11 protein-coding genes and 1 riboswitch are annotated in these 13,097 nt (G+C 67.9%); of the genes, 5 read left to right on the top strand and 6 right to left on the bottom strand.

What is annotated here, in order from left to right:
* The first annotated feature begins 5 nt into the window (after positions 1-5).
* Both K368_RS0106385 and K368_RS0106380 read left to right on the top strand, forming a co-directional pair.
* Positions 6-2,351: an Orn/Lys/Arg decarboxylase N-terminal domain-containing protein gene (locus tag K368_RS0106385; protein WP_027171675.1), complete on the top strand. Its 2,346-nt coding sequence runs from the start codon at positions 6-8 to the stop codon at positions 2,349-2,351.
* On the top strand, positions 2,348-2,965 hold the full coding sequence (locus tag K368_RS0106380; protein WP_027171674.1) for a GNAT family N-acetyltransferase: 618 nt from the start codon (positions 2,348-2,350) through the stop codon (positions 2,963-2,965). The genes K368_RS0106385 and K368_RS0106380 overlap by 4 nt, the downstream gene beginning before the upstream one ends.
* Positions 2,966-2,978: 13 nt before the next feature.
* Here K368_RS0106380 and K368_RS0106375 read toward each other — a convergent pair whose 3' ends face one another.
* Complete coding sequence (locus tag K368_RS0106375; RefSeq protein ID WP_027171673.1) at positions 2,979-3,488, bottom strand: DUF533 domain-containing protein; 510 nt, start codon at positions 3,486-3,488, stop codon at positions 2,979-2,981.
* 172 nt (positions 3,489-3,660) lie between these two features.
* Between K368_RS0106375 and K368_RS0106370 the strand changes: the two genes are divergently transcribed.
* The gene (locus K368_RS0106370; protein WP_027171672.1) at positions 3,661-4,104 is read left to right on the top strand and encodes a TIGR01244 family sulfur transferase; all 444 of its coding nucleotides are present in this window, start codon (positions 3,661-3,663) and stop codon (positions 4,102-4,104) included.
* Positions 4,105-4,119: 15 nt separating this feature from the next.
* Here K368_RS0106370 and K368_RS0106365 read toward each other — a convergent pair whose 3' ends face one another.
* Positions 4,120-4,647, bottom strand: coding sequence for a DUF2721 domain-containing protein (locus tag K368_RS0106365; protein WP_027171671.1), 528 nt, complete (start codon positions 4,645-4,647; stop codon positions 4,120-4,122).
* A 219-nt stretch (positions 4,648-4,866) separates the two neighbouring features.
* The gene (locus K368_RS0106360; protein WP_036266017.1) at positions 4,867-5,622 is read right to left on the bottom strand and encodes a BA14K family protein; all 756 of its coding nucleotides are present in this window, start codon (positions 5,620-5,622) and stop codon (positions 4,867-4,869) included.
* Positions 5,623-5,905: 283 nt separating this feature from the next.
* Positions 5,906-6,012, top strand: a riboswitch (TPP riboswitch).
* An 85-nt stretch (positions 6,013-6,097) separates the two neighbouring features.
* On the opposite strand from K368_RS0106360, the gene thiC reads away from it, so the two are divergent.
* Positions 6,098-8,005: a phosphomethylpyrimidine synthase ThiC gene (thiC, locus tag K368_RS0106355; RefSeq protein WP_027171669.1), complete on the top strand. Its 1,908-nt coding sequence runs from the start codon at positions 6,098-6,100 to the stop codon at positions 8,003-8,005.
* 46 nt (positions 8,006-8,051) lie between these two features.
* Here the strand turns inward: thiC and K368_RS0106350 are convergent, their stop codons facing one another.
* The 3 genes from K368_RS0106350 to K368_RS0106340 form a co-directional block, all read right to left on the bottom strand.
* Positions 8,052-9,317, bottom strand: a complete 1,266-nt coding sequence (locus K368_RS0106350) for a D-amino acid dehydrogenase (protein ID WP_027171668.1) — start codon at positions 9,315-9,317, stop codon at positions 8,052-8,054.
* A 366-nt stretch (positions 9,318-9,683) separates the two neighbouring features.
* The gene (locus K368_RS0106345) at positions 9,684-10,073 is read right to left on the bottom strand and encodes a tautomerase family protein (protein WP_027171667.1); all 390 of its coding nucleotides are present in this window, start codon (positions 10,071-10,073) and stop codon (positions 9,684-9,686) included.
* A gap of 68 nt (positions 10,074-10,141) precedes the next feature.
* On the bottom strand, positions 10,142-11,491 hold the full coding sequence (locus K368_RS0106340) for an aspartate aminotransferase family protein (RefSeq protein ID WP_027171666.1): 1,350 nt from the start codon (positions 11,489-11,491) through the stop codon (positions 10,142-10,144).
* 170 nt (positions 11,492-11,661) lie between these two features.
* On the opposite strand from K368_RS0106340, the gene K368_RS0106335 reads away from it, so the two are divergent.
* Positions 11,662-13,068: a PLP-dependent aminotransferase family protein gene (locus tag K368_RS0106335; RefSeq protein WP_027171665.1), complete on the top strand. Its 1,407-nt coding sequence runs from the start codon at positions 11,662-11,664 to the stop codon at positions 13,066-13,068.
* The last annotated feature ends 29 nt before the right edge of the window (positions 13,069-13,097 follow it).

Below are 13,097 nucleotides of genomic sequence, written 5' to 3'. Positions count from 1 at the left end.
CCCGCATGGACTTCTTTCGCCGCTTCACCGTGCTCATGTGCGCGCCGAACTTCGACCCGGACGACCTCGAGGGCGTGCGCGTCCAGCAAATCATCGGCTCGGTGGAAAAGCTCGGCTTCGAGGTCGTCCGCGCCCGCCGCGTGGAGGATGCGGCCATCGCGGTCCAGACCGACGCGGCCATCGGCTGCATGGTGGTGGATTGGGGCAAGCGCGGCCTCGACGGCAAGGCTGCCGCCCTCATCAACCTGATGCGCAAGCGCGGGCTGGAAATGCCCATCGTCATCATGGTCCGGCGCAAGCGCTTGGAGGACATCCCCGTCGAGGTGCTCGACTTCATCGACGGCTACATCTTCCTCGCCGAGGAGACCCCGGACTACATCGCCCGTGGCCTCGTGAGCCGGGTCAAGCAGTATGCCGAGACCCTGAAGACGCCGTTCTTCGGCGCGCTGGTGGATTATGCCGAGCAGGGCAACCAGCTCTGGACCTGCCCCGGCCATAACGGCGGCATCTTCTACAACCGCTCGCCCATCGGGCGCATCTTCGTGGAGCATCTCGGCGAGGCCGTGTTCCGCGACGACCTCGATAACTCCGTGCTCGATCTCGGCGACCTCCTCGTCCACGAGGGCCCAGCCCTGAAGGCGCAGAAGGAGGCGGCCGTCATCTTCGGCGCGGAGAAGACTTATTTCGTCCTCAACGGCACCTCCGCCTCCAACAAGATCGTGCTCTCGGCCCTGGTCGCCGAGGGCGATCTCGTCCTGTTCGACCGCAATAACCACAAGGCCGCCCATCACGGCGCCCTGTTCCTCGGCGGCGCGGTCCCGGTGTTCCTGGAGACCGACCGCAACTGCTTCGGCCTGATCGGCCCGATGTACCATGAGGCCCTCGACGAGGCGGCCATCCGCGAGAAGATCCGCACCAACCCGCTGGTGACCGACAAGGAGGCCTGGAAGCGCGAGCGCCCGTTCCGCGTCGCGGTGGTCGAGCAATGCACCTATGACGGCACGATCTACAACGCGCAGATGATCCTCGAGAAGATCGGGCATCTCTGCGACTACATCCTCTTCGACGAGGCCTGGGCGGGCTTCATGAAGTTCCACCCGCTCTTCGCCGGGCGCTTCGCCATGGGGCTGAAGGGTCTCGACGAGACCTCGCCGGGCATCATCGCCACGCAATCGACCCACAAGCAGCTGGCGAGCTTCTCCCAGGCTTCGCAGATCCACACCAAGGACAGCCACATCCGTGGCCAGACCCGCCGCATCGAGCACCGGCGCTTCAACGAGACCTTCCTCGTCCACGCCTCGACCTCGCCGTTCTACCCGCTCTTCGCCTCCCTCGATGTGGGTGCGCAGATGATGAAGGGCCGCTCGGGCGTCGTCCTGTGGGACGACACGATCCGGCTCGGCATCGAATGGCGCAAGAAGGTCCGCGCCATCCGCCGCGAGTTCGAGGAGAAGGAGGGCGATCCCCTGCGCCGCTGGTTCTTCGACCCCTTCGTGCCGGACACGGTGAAGGGACCGGAGGGCAAGGTGCCGTGGGAGAGCCTCTCGACGGACGAGCTGGCCAGCACCGCGAAATACTGGGAGCTGACCCCGGGCGCCGCCTGGCACGGCTTCACCCATGTGGCGCCGGACTACGCCATGACCGACCCGAACAAGCTCACCGTGCTCACCCCCGGTTTCGACCGGCGTACGGGGGAATATGCCGAGCACGGCGTGCCCGCGCCCATCGTGGCCCAGTACCTGCGCGAAAACCGCATCGTGCCGGAGAAGAACGACCTCAACTCACTGCTCTTCCTGCTGACGCCGGGCGTCGAATCCTCCAAGGCCGGCACGCTCATCTCCGGCCTCGTAGCCTTCAAGCGCCTGCACGACGAGAACGTGCCCCTGGAGGACGCGATGCCGGAATTCGTCCGCCGCCGCCCCAACCGCTACAAGGGCGTACGCCTGCGCGACCTCTGCGCGGATTTCCACGCCTTCCACCGCGAGCACGGCACCAGCACGCTCCAGCGCAAGCAGTTCGAGCCGGGGCACCTGCCCGAGATGGTGATGACCCCCAAGGAGGCGGTACAGCAGCTCACCCGCAACAACGTCGATTACGTGCCGATCGCGGAAGCCGAGGGCCGTGTGGCGACGACCTTGCTTCTGGTCTACCCGCCGGGCATCGGCACGGTGCTGCCGGGCGAGAGACTGGACGAGCGGGCGAAACCCATGCTGGATTACTTCAAAATGTTCGAACGCTCGGCCAACCTGTTTCCCGGATTCGAAGCCGAGATCCAGGGCGTGTTCCGCAACGTCGATCCCGACGGGACGATCCGGTTCTACACCTACGTCATGCGCGAGAACCGCCCGTGAGTCCGGATGGGCTTCCCACCGCCTCCGATCCCACAGTGATCATCCGGCCGTCCTCGGATTCGGACGTGCCGGCGATGGTGGCGATCTACGCCCATCATATCCGGCGGGGCGTGGGCGATGTCGGCGATTTCGAGGAGGATCCGCTGCATCCCGACGACCTCAAGCGCCGCCGCAAGGCCATGCGCAAGAGGCGTCTGCCGCATCTCGTGGCCGACCGCGACGGGGTGGTGGCGGGCTACGCCTATGCCGTCCCGTTCCGCAAGCGCCCGGCCTATCGCTACACGCTCAAGCACTCGATCTACGTCCATCACGAGCACCTGAATGCCGGGATCGGACGGCGCCTGCTGCCGGCTTTGATCGAGGCCTGCGCCGCCGGCGGCTACCGCCAGATGATCGGCTATATCGACGCGCAGAACGAGGCGTCCCTGCGGCTCCACGAAGCCTGCGGCTTCGTCCGCGTCGGCCTGCTGCCGGCGGTGGGCTACAAGTACGGCCGCTGGAGCGACAGCGTCATGGTCCAGCGGGCGCTTGGCACCGGCGCCACCGACCAGCCCGGCACCTGGACGCGCTCGGTGGAGGCGCTGGTGGCCGGGCATGAATGGATAGGAAAGTAATCCGGCAGCGGTCTCAGGCCTCCTCCAACCCGGCATCCATCCGCGCGGCCACGTCCTGCGGGACGTCGAGGGCCTCGGCGAAGCGCTTCAGGAACTCGCGCTCCTGCAGGGTGTCGGCGTCGATGGCCAGACGTGCCGCGGCGTAGAGGCGCGTGCCCTGCTCCGGTGAATTCACACGCTCGGCGAGTTCGTCGATCTCGGCCGGTTCGGTGAGTTCCCTCTCCAGCCAAGCGCGGCCATCCCGGTCGATGCCGGCGGCCTCCACCGCCGCGTCGAGGCGCCGGCGCTCCTGCGCGTCGACGATGCCGTCGGCCAGGGTCGCAGCCACCATGGCGCGCAGCATGATGCGCGCCTCGTCCTCGCCGACCTGGCTCAGATCGGGGGTGTCGGATGGCGCAGAGGGACGGAGCGCCCGCAGGGCCAGACCCGCGACGAGGGCGAGGCCTCCGAGGGCGGCCGTGGCGGCGATGCCGCCCTTGCGTGAGCGCACGAGAGCGTCGACGATCTGTCTTGCATCGGCCATTGTGGTTGTCCTGAAGGCGGGGTGAGGGATCAGACCGGAAACGGACGAGCCCGGTCGCGGGTTCACGATGGGCGGTGCGGTGGAATGAACATGCCCCGCCTGTCCCGGCCGGAGCGCCATCCCCCGGCAAGCGGAACCGCACAGCCAGAAGGCAGCCCAAGAGAGAGGCCCCATGACGATCACGCCTATCGACTCCCGCCTGTCGGTCTCCGGCCAGCCGAACGAGGCCGAGATCGCGGACCTGTCCACGAGGGGCTTTGCCCTGCTGATTAACAACCGCCCCGATGGCGAGGAGCCGGGCCAGTTGGGTAGTGCGGCCGAAGCGGCGGCGGCCGAGGCGGCGGGGCTCGCCTATCTCCATCTTCCCGTCACCGGCCCCGGCATCACCCATGAGGACGTCGCGCGCTTCCGGGAAGCCGTGGAGGGCGCACCCGGCCCGGTCCTCGCCCATTGCCGCGGCGGCACCCGCTCGCTCACCCTGTGGGCCCTGTCCGAAGTGCTGGCGGGACGTCTAAGCCGCGACGACCTCCTGGCCTACGGCCGGGAGCGAGGCTTCGACCTCGGCGGCGCCGTGCGATGGCTCGACACGCATGGCGAAGCACCCACCGGGGCGTGAAGTCGCCGGCCCTGGTCAGGACCGGCCCGGTCGAGGCGAGCGGTGGGGGATCTCGGGTCCGCCCGCTTCCCGGTCCGAAGCCTCGACGGTCTGGCGGTCGACCTCGTCCCTGACGCGGCGGCCCGCCATCAGGATCTCCACGAGGAAGGCGACGATGGCCGCCACCGTGCAGACCAGGGCTATGCCGAAGCAGCCGAACAGGACGGAGGCCGTGGCGGCGTCGCGCAAGGCCCCGACGAACAGCGTCAGCACCGCGATGCCGGTCATGATGCTGCCGAACGAGGCGAGGACCACCGCCGCGTCGAGCATGAAGGAGCGCCGGCGCAGATAGGTCAGCTGGTACGACAGGTGGGCGGCCTCGTCCGCATCCGCCTTCTGCAGCCGGTCGGCGGCGTCATCGACCCGGTCGGCCACCCGCCCCAGGCGCGTGGAGAAGACGTTGAGCAGCGTCGCCAGTGCCGTCAGCAGGAAGGCGGGCGCAAGCGCGACCTGAATGACGTGGGCGATGTCGTCGGGAGCGAGGGAGGGACCGGAAGCGACCATGATAGGGCGTTACGCCATGCCGCCCCGCACCGGAAGATGCGCCGTTTCGGGCATGGCCACGTGCTCGGGATGCCGGTGCGAGGGACATGGCCTCGGCTTCGACGTCATTTCCTCATCGGCCGAGCGAACCGCCGCCCGGATGCGATGAAGCCCCGCAGCGGAGGCTGCGGGGCTTCTCGAAGCGAGGAGGCTCAGGCGTTCCTACCCGTCGGCAGGATGTTACTGCGGGCAGCGATGACGCCGACCGTCATTGCCGAGATAGGTGCCCGACCGCTGATCGTAGGACCGGAAGCGCTGGATACAGTAGGCCACGTCCTGGTCGGACCCGCCGACATCCTGTTGAACGTCCACGGCGCCACCGTAATAGGCCGGAGCATAGCCACCGCCATAATAGCCGTTGTCGTAGCCGTTACCGTAGTAACCGCTGCCGTAGCCATAGCCGATCCCGGCCCCCGCAAGACCGAGGCCCAGTCCAAGGCCAAGCCCACCATAGCCGTAGCCCCGGCCATACCCGCGGTTGTAGCCATAACCGCGGTTGTAGCCGTAGCCGCCTCTGTTGAAGCCACCGCCCCGGTTGTAGCCTCCACCGCCGAAATTCGGCCCGTGGGCGATACCGCCGTGCCCGCGTCCACCGCCGATTCCTTGACCGCCACCACCACCGAAGGCGCCGAGACCGCCACCGCCGCCGCGGCTCATACCGCCGCCGCCGCCACCACCGAAGGCACCAAGTCCGCCGCCGCCGCCGCGGCTCATACCACCGCCACCGCCACCACCGAAGGCACCAAGTCCGCCGCCGCCGCCGCGGCTCATACCACCGCCACCGCCACCGCCACCGCCACGGCTCATACCCCCTCCGCCTCCACCGCCACCGCCGGCGAAGGCACCCAGTCCACCGCCTTCACGGGCGTCGGCCGTCGCGGGAAGGAATGCGACCGCGCCAAGCAAGGCGGCCGATGCGAGAATAAGCTTGTTCATGGAACACCAGCCTGATCGTCTAGGGGACATTAGGATCGACAACGCGCGGCCGACCGGGAAGGCTCCATTGTGCGCGACCGTTTTACGGTCTGGCGAAAGTCACGCCAATAAAGAACTGTCCTTGCGGATTAAATCCGAGACTACGGTCAACGGTCGGATAACTGCCTGGATCGAAAGACCGGCGACCCAGGCGCCACGGCGGTCGACGAGAGGGGCGATCGTTCACTCCGGCGAAGATGTATCTCCCGGCAATTGACAAAGACGCGGCAAACGCAGACTTTCGAATCGTTCCGAGGGGGGCCCCGTTCAGGGGGCTGAGATAGGGCCGCAGCCCTGACCCTTGAACCTGATCCGGCTCATACCGGCGGAGGGACGGGAACTGCGTTTGGGTATCCGGCTCGTGTCGAGCGGGCGCCCGTCGTCCTGACGCACCGTTGCGAACCGGATCGCCTCCCACGCCAGGAGCGAACCCGACATGAACGCACCCGTCCTCCCCAAAGACCTTCCCGGACAAGAACCCGCCAAGGGGCAGCCGCAAGCGGTGACCACCGGCCCGATCATGGGCTCGCGCAAGGTCTATGCGAGCGTGGCCGGCCGCGACGACATCCGGGTGCCGTTCCGCGAGGTGACGTTGAGCGACCCCAAGGAGGCCCCCGTGCGGGTCTACGATCCGTCGGGCCCCTACACGGAGACCGATGCCCGGATCGACCTGAATGCCGGCCTGCCGCTCCTGCGCGACCCGTGGATCGCCAAGCGCGGCTACGCCACGATCACGCCGCGCGCGGTCAAGCCCGAGGACAACGGCTTCGTGCCGGAGGACAAGCTCGTCGCCCCCTGTCCGGCGACGCGCCAGATCCGCAAGGCCGGCCCCGGCCAGATGGTGACGCAGTACGAGTTCGCCAAAGCCGGGATCATCACCGAGGAGATGATCTACGTCGCCCACCGCGAGAACCTCGCCCGCGAGACGATGCTGGAAGGAGCACAGACCGCGCTCGCCGACGGCAACAGCTTCGGTGCGTCGCTCCCGGCCTTCATCACACCTGAATTCGTGCGCGACGAGGTGGCGCGCGGCCGCGCCATCATCCCGGCCAACATCAACCACCCCGAAGTCGAGCCGATGGCCATCGGCCGCAACTTCCTCGTCAAGATCAACGCCAATATCGGCAATTCGGCCGTGACTTCTTCGGCGGCGGAGGAGGTGGAGAAACTGGTCTGGGCGACCCGCTGGGGCGCCGACACGGTGATGGACCTCTCCACCGGCCGCAACATCCACAACATCCGTTCCTGGATCGTGCGTAACTCGCCCGTCCCTATCGGCACCGTGCCGATCTATCAGGCCCTGGAAAAGGTCGGCGGCGACCCGCTGAAGCTCGACTGGGAGGTCTTCAAGGACACGCTCATCGAACAGGCCGAGCAGGGCATCGACTACTTCACCATCCATGCGGGCGTCCGCCTGGCCCATGTGCCGCTCACCGCGCGCCGGGTCACCGGCATCGTCTCGCGCGGCGGCTCGATCATGGCGCGCTGGTGCCTCGCCGGGCACCGGGAATCGTTCCTCTACGAGCGGTTCGACGAGATCTGCGACATCATGCGGGCCTACGACGTCTCGTTCTCGCTCGGCGACGGCCTGCGCCCCGGCTCTATCGCCGACGCCAACGACGCGGCCCAGTTCGCGGAACTCGAGACCCTCGGTGAACTGACGAAAATCGCCTGGGACAAGGGCTGCCAGACCATGATCGAGGGCCCCGGCCACGTGCCGATGCACAAGATCAAGGTGAACATGGAAAAGCAGCTGGAGGAGTGCGGCGAGGCGCCGTTCTACACCCTCGGCCCGCTGACCACCGACATCGCGCCGGGCTACGACCACATCACGTCGGGCATCGGCGCCGCCATGATCGGCTGGTTCGGCTGCGCCATGCTCTGCTACGTCACCCCGAAGGAGCATCTCGGCCTGCCCAACCGCGACGACGTCAAGGAAGGCGTGATCACCTACAAGATCGCGGCCCATGCTGCCGATCTCGCCAAGGGCCATCCGGCGGCACAGCTGCGCGACGACGCCCTGTCACGGGCCCGGTTCGACTTCCGCTGGGAGGACCAGTTCAACCTCTCTCTCGATCCCGACACGGCGCGGGCCTACCACGACGAGACCCTGCCGAAGGACGCCCACAAGGTCGCCCATTTCTGCTCGATGTGCGGCCCGAAATTCTGTTCGATGAAGATCACGCAGGATCTGCGCGCCGAGGTGCTCGCCATGGAGGCGGCCGGACAGGTGCTGGGCGAGGCGACGCCCATGAGCCAGGCCGAGCGCGAAGCGGGCATGGCGGCCAAATCCGCCGAGTTCCAGGCCGAGGGCGGCAAGCTCTACGTGGAGGCGGCGGAGTAGGCCGCCTCACTCGGCCCTCTCGTGCCTCGGCGCGAGAGGGCCTTCGTCATGCGCCGCGAACGTAGCGGCTGACGGCAAGGTCCGGGGTGGCGATGTCCGGCGTGCGGCCGGAGATGAGGTCGGCCAGCACCCGGCCCGAGCCGCAGGCCATGGTCCAGCCCAGGGTGCCGTGGCCGGTATTGGTGTAGAGGTTCGACAGGTGCGTTCCGCCGACGATGGGCGTGCCATCCGGCGTCATCGGCCGCAGGCCGGTCCAGAACTTTGCCTGCGAGAGATCGCCACCCGCCGGGAACAGGTCGCCGACGGAGCGGACCAGGGTCTCCCGGCGCGGTCCGCGCAGGACCGCGCTGAAGCCGGCGAGTTCGGCGGTGCCGCCGACCCGGATGCGGTCGCCGAGCCGGGTGATCGCCACCTTGTAGGTCTCGTCCATCACCGTCGAGACCGGCGCCGCCTCCGCATCGGTGACGGGCAGGGTGAGGGAATAGCCCTTCACCGGATAGATCGGCAGGCCGATGCCGAAGGGTCGGAGCAGAGCCGGGGTGTAGCTGCCCATGGCCGCGACATAAGCGTCGGCCGTCAGGATCTCGCCGCCTGCCGTCGCCACGCCGCTGATCCGGTCGCCCTCGCTCCGCAGACCCGTGATCGCCGTGTCGTAGCGGAAGACCACGCCGATGCCTTCGCAGAGCGCGGCGAGGCGCTGGGTGAACAGATGCGCATCGCCGGTCTCGTCACCGGGGAGCTGCAGGCCGCCGACGAAGGTTCCGGCCACCCGTGCCAGGGCCGGTTCGGCCATGATGCAGCCGGCGGGGTCCAGCACCGCGTAGGGCACGCCGTAAGCGTCGAGGACGCGGGTATCGTCGCCGATATGGTCGAGCTGTTTGGCCGTCCGGAACAGCTGGAGCGTGCCCTGCTCACGATGGTCGTAGGCGATGCCGGTCTCGGTGCGCAGGTCGCGCAGCACGTCGCGGCTGTATTCGGCCAGACGCACCATCCGGCCCTTGTTGCGCTGGTAGGCCTCCTCCGTGCAATTCGCCAGCATGCGGGCGAGCCAGCCATAGAAGCGCGGCTCGAAGCTCGGCCAGACCACGAGGGGCCGGTGGCGCATCATCAGCCACTTCATCGCCTTGACGGGAATGCCGGGCGCCGCCCAGGGCGCCGAATATCCCGGCGAGACCTGGCCTGCATTGGCGAAGCTCGTCTCGAGCCCCGCCGCCGGCTGGCGCTCCAGCACGGTGACACGGTGGCCGGCCTTGGCCAGGTAATAGGCCGAGGTGACGCCGACGACACCGCCACCGAGGATGAGGACATGCATGGCCGACGTTCCGTAGAGGATCGGGGTGGGGTCCGGAATGGGCTTGGCGCCCCGAGCGGGTTCGCATTGGCTGGCCAACGCTCTCCCCCTCGCTCGGGCCTTCGGCGTGTCGCAGGTTTCAGGCCGCAGAAGCGGCAACCATCGTTGCGAAACCCGCCCAGGCCTGTTTGAGTTGTTTTTGCAAGGCCTTACCTCATCCTGAGGTGCCGCGTAGCGGCCTCGAAGGAGCCCTCCAGGGATCGCGCGACGACTTGAGGGCTCCTTCGAGGCCCTTTGCTCGAGCAAAGAGCGCCTCGGGATGAGGTGGTCGGCTTGGGTGATCGACTTTGGTTTGAGAAGCCGCTGAGAAATCCGATCAAACGGTTGTCAGAGCTCGCCGGTGAGGAACTGCGCGCGGCCGTGGCCGAAGGACCAATCCTCGTCGGTGTTCTCCACCGTGGAGACCATGACGTCGGCCGGGGCGATGCCGCAGGCGGCTTCGAGCTTCTCGGTCAACAGCCTGTAGAACAGCTGCTTCTTCTCCTTGCCGCGCGGCCGGGTGATCATCTGGACCACTACCACGTCCTTGGTGCGCGGGATGTCGAGGCCGGTATCCTCGACGATCATCCGCGAGGGCTTGTGCTCGGTGACGATCTGATAGCGGTCGCCCGGCGGGACGTTGAAGGCCTCCAGCATCGCCTCGTGGGCGGCGTCGAGGAGCGCCTTCAGTTCGGAATCGGTGCGGCCTTCCAGGATATCGAAGCGCATCAGGGGCATATCGGTTCAACCTTCGAAGAGAATGGAGTTGGTCACGGCCCGTCTATCGGGAGAACGCCGTCCGCCGGTCAGGCTTCGGCGCGGATGAGGCCGCGCAGCATCTCGATCATGCCGGTGATCTCGGCGGGGGTCGAGATGAAGGGCGGGCCCATGGCGATGGTGTCGCCGGTGAAGCGCAGGAGGATGCCCTCGCGCAGGCCGCGCTCGAAGATCCGCAGAGCGCGCGCGCCGGGCTGGCCCGGTGTCGGTTCGAGATCGACGGCCGCCGTCAGGCCGAAATTGCGGATGTCCTTGATGCCCGGCTCGTCGCGGAGGGTGTGGACGGCCCCCTCCAGGATCGGCTCCAACTCGCGCACGCGGGCGAAGAGGTCGCCCTCCTCCATCAGGTCGAGGGAGGCATGGGCGACGGCCGCGGCCAGGGGGTGCCCCGAATAGGTGTAGCCGTGGAACAGCTCCACCGCCGAGGCCGGCCCGGTCATGAACGTGTCGTAGATCTCCTTGCGGACGATGACGCCGCCCATGGGCACGATACCGTTGGTGATGCCCTTGGCGAAGGTAATGATGTCCGGGATGACGCCGAGACGGTCCGCGCCGAACGGCGCGCCGAGGCGGCCGAAACCCGTGATCACCTCGTCGAAGATCAGCAGGATGCCGTGCCGGTCACAGATCTCGCGCAGGCGCTGGAGGTAGCCGAGAGGCGGCACGATGACCCCGGCCGACCCCTGCAGCGGCTCGACGATGACGCAGGCGATGGTACCCGCATCGTGCAGCGCCACCATCCGTTCGAGGTCGTCGGCGAGATGCGCGCCCCAGGTCGGCTGGCCCTTCGAGAAGGCCATCTCGGCATAATCGTGGGTGTGGCGCAGATGGTCGACGCCCTGGATCATGGCGGTGGCGAACATCTTGCGGTTGGCTACCATGCCCCCCACCGACATGCCGCCGAAGCCGACGCCGTGATAGCCCTTCTCGCGGCCGATCATGCGGAAGCGGCCGGCCTCGCCGCGCAGGCGGTGGTAGCCGAGAGCGATCTTGAGGGCGGTATCGACGGCCTCCGAGCCGGAATTGGTGAAGAACACCCGGTCGAGCCCGTCCGGCGCCATGTCGGCGATGCGCTCGGCGAGCCGCAGCGTCACCGGATTGGTCATCTGAAACGCGGTGCAGTAATCGAGGGTCTCTGCCTGCCGGCGCAGGGCCTCGACGATCCGCGGCTGGGCATGGCCGAGGGGGCAGCACCATAGCCCCGACAGGCTGTCGAACAGCTCGCGCCCCTCGGCGGTGCGGTAATAGGCCCCCTTGGCCGAGGTGATGATGCGCGGCGTCGGATCGGCCTTCACGTGGCGGTTCGGCGTGAACGGCATCCAGTACGGCTCGACGTTGAGCTGCCGGTCCCCTGCCTGGTCGATGATCGCATGATCCATGTGTCTCTCCGCCGGTCCGCGATGCAAGATCCCGACCCTCGCGCTGGGTTATCGCCCGGCACGAACCAACCGACTATCGACAGTTGGCGGGTTGGCGCTCGCAGCTGTATCTGTTCACCGGCCCATACAGTCGGATCGCCGTGGCCGGTCCCGCCCTGAAAAGACGGCTCATGATCAGCCTCGACCCCGCCAGCACCGCCCCCCTCGTCGCCCAGCTGGTGGATGCCGTCTCCGAGCGCATCCGCAGCGGGAGCGTGGCGCCGGGCGCCCGCCTGCCCTCGGTGCGCAAGCTCGCCGTTCAGTGCGGCGTGAGCACGCTCACCGTCTCGAACGCCTACAACCGGCTGGTGGCGGACGGCCTGCTCGAAGCCCGCCGCGCGAGCGGATACTTCGTCTCGGCCCGGCTCCTCGACCGCAAGGCCGCCGTCCCCCAGCGGAACCCCGTGCAGATCTCGGTGGATTCCGGCTGGCTGCTCCAGCGGGTCTACGAGGACGACGCCTTCACCGTCAAAGCCGGCTGCGGCTGGCTGCCCGACAGCCACCTGTTCGCCGACGGGATCAAGCAGGCCTTGGCGGCCCTGGCGCGGCGGCCCGACCGGCTGGTCTCGCGCTACGGGCATCCCCTCGGCTACGCCCCCTTGCGCCGGGCGATCCAGCTGCTCCTCGCCCAGCGCAACATCGAGTGCGACCCGGACCAGATCCTGCTGACGCACGGGGCGAGCCAGGCCCTCGACCTGACCATGCGGACCTTCCTGCAGCCGGGCGACGTCGCCCTCGTGGACGATCCCGGCTATTGCAACCTCTACCCCTCGCTCCACGCCATGGGGGTGACCATCGTCGGCGTCGAGCGGACCCTCCAGGGGCCGTCGATCCCCGCGCTCCAGGCCCTGGCGGAGCGGCACAAGCCGAAGCTGTTCTTCACCAATACCAGCTTCCACAACCCCACCGGCACGTCCAGCACGCCGGCCACCGCCTATCAAATCCTCCGCATCGCCGAGAAACACGACTTCCAGATCGTCGAGGACGACATCTATGCGAGCTTCGTCGAGGAGACGGCGCCCAGCATCGCCAGCCTCGACCAGCTCGGGCGCGTCATCCACATCAGCAGCTTCTCGAAGACCATCTCGCCCGCCCTGCGGGTGGGCTATCTCGCCTGCAACCCCGAGAACGCGCAGCGGCTCCTGCGCATGAAGATGGCGGCGAGCCTGACCAGCTCGGAGATCTCCGAGAGCATCGTCCATTCCATCCTGACGGAAGGCCAGTACCGCCTCCACATCGCGCGGCTCCGAGAAAAGCTCGCCGCCGAGCAGAAGATTGTCGCCGAAGCCCTGCTCTCGGTGGGCCTGTCGCTGTTCCACCGTCCCGCCAACGGGCTCTTCCTCTGGGCCGGCTTCGGCGGCGATCCCGACACGACCAGCCTTGCGCAAAGGGCCGCCGCCAAGGGCATCATGCTCGCCCCCGGACACCTGTTCCGCGCCGATCAGGAGCCGACCCCTTGGCTGCGCTTCAACGTGGCGCATGCCAACGCGCCGGCCCTGTTCCGCTTCCTCGACACCGAGCGGCCCGCGCCCGCGTGACTTACAAGGCCGAACCGGCGAGAACTCCG

This window comes from Methylobacterium sp. 10 (assembly GCF_000519085.1).
In the GTDB taxonomy this organism is placed as follows: Bacteria; Pseudomonadota; Alphaproteobacteria; order Rhizobiales; family Beijerinckiaceae; genus Methylobacterium.
The sequence above is the reverse complement of the archived record's forward strand: the minus strand, read 5'-3'. Positions and strand labels throughout refer to the sequence as shown.